Origin of the sequence: Pseudomonas sp. B3(2017) (assembly GCF_002113595.1) — a bacterium.
Taxonomy (GTDB): domain Bacteria; phylum Pseudomonadota; class Gammaproteobacteria; order Pseudomonadales; family Pseudomonadaceae; genus Aquipseudomonas; species Aquipseudomonas ekonensis.
Map to the genome: position 1 here is coordinate 1 of NZ_NEIU01000049.1, position 1,227 is coordinate 1,227.

Sequence of the window (1,227 nt, forward strand, 5' to 3'; positions counted from 1 at the left end):
CGACACCGAATCCCTGCTGGCCAACGCCAGCGAGAACCTGGGCTCGGCCTCGGAGATGCTCAACAACTTCGCCGCCACCCTGGACAACGGCCACCGCCGCACCGCGCTAGGCATTGCGCAATTGGTGATGTTGAGTGAGGTGGCGGTGGGCCAGGCGCTGGATAACGTCGAGCCTAAGACCTGAATGCGTTGACCTGACAGCAAGGTGAGCAAGGTCCCTCGCCACAGAGACCGGGATGCACAGTCAATCTGGACGTAGCGGCTTCAATGGCCTTGAAGAGCTTCATGGCCGCTGCGTGGTGGCGGTCGCTAAGGTGTTCAAGAATCTGCAGGCGCTCAGCCCCGTGCTTCAGGCTGCCGCTCAATCGGCATCGTGGGTTTTGCGCTTCGCTTCCATCAGGGCATGCATTTCGGCCATCACCTGCTCGTGCGCAATGCTCGGGCGCGGGTCATCGATGGAAGCCTGCACCTCGGCCCTGAACCACCGGTCATAACTGGCCGCCTGTTCGTCAGGCTCAAGGTCTGAAACGACTGGGCACAGTGGATCGGTCATAGGGCCTCCGGGCGCAATGCCCGGCAGTCTATTCGGTAACGGGCACGCTGTCGTCGCTGACGGGATGAGTTGCATGGAGGAAACGCTCCGTGAGGTTCAGGTGGATGCCTGCCGATCCTGGACGGCGCACTTCCGAGGGGCAACCTGCAAATTCGGTCGGAAAAATCCGCATTTTTCTCGAATCCACCCTTCTTCTGTAGGAGCCAGCCTGCTGGCGATGGCGGCCTGAAAGCCGACCTGTCCTTGGCTGACGCATCCACAGCCGGACAGCATTTCAGTTCTAGATTGTTTAAAGGATGTTGCTGATTTGCAGATCCTTCCCACAAGGTTTTCAGGTTGTCCCTCGGAAGGCCGGGGCCTAGCCTGTGTCTGTCGCTGCCAACTCAGCGACCGGGCCTGGAAGTCCGAGGAATGCAGAACGCAAAAGCGCCATTCATGACGTATGCTTGCGCACCTTCACGGTGTGCGCTCTGTCATGGCGGCTGTGCGTAGGAGACCTTCGTGTCTGCCGGGTTCTCTGCTCCCGGATTTCCAGCCTGCGTACAGCTGCCACCCCTTCGCCTGGAAATCGAATGGGCCAGCTCCATTTTTCAGCAGAGGTCTTCACCATGTTCAAACCCACACCCAACCCTCCTGTAACCCCCACCACCGACCCCGCATCCCCCTACGAATCC

At 59.9% G+C, this 1,227-nt stretch carries 2 protein-coding genes; one reads left to right on the plus strand and one right to left on the minus strand.

The genetic code is table 11. From position 1 onward, the window contains the following. On the plus strand, positions 1-184 hold a 184-nt coding region (locus CAG33_RS28015), incomplete at its 5' end, for a DUF6124 family protein (RefSeq protein ID WP_371857694.1). A gap of 177 nt (positions 185-361) precedes the next feature. Here the strand turns inward: CAG33_RS28015 and CAG33_RS28020 are convergent. After that, on the minus strand, positions 362-553 hold the full coding sequence (locus CAG33_RS28020) for an antitoxin (RefSeq protein ID WP_085586872.1): 192 nt from the start codon (positions 551-553) through the stop codon (positions 362-364). Between the last annotated feature and the right edge of the window lie 674 nt (positions 554-1,227).

Bases quoted from the DNA above. Each gene is read 5' to 3' on its own strand.
- CAG33_RS28020 (WP_085586872.1), bottom strand. From the start codon at position 553: ATGACCGATCCACTGTGCCCAGTCGTTTCAGACCTTGAGCCTGACGAA.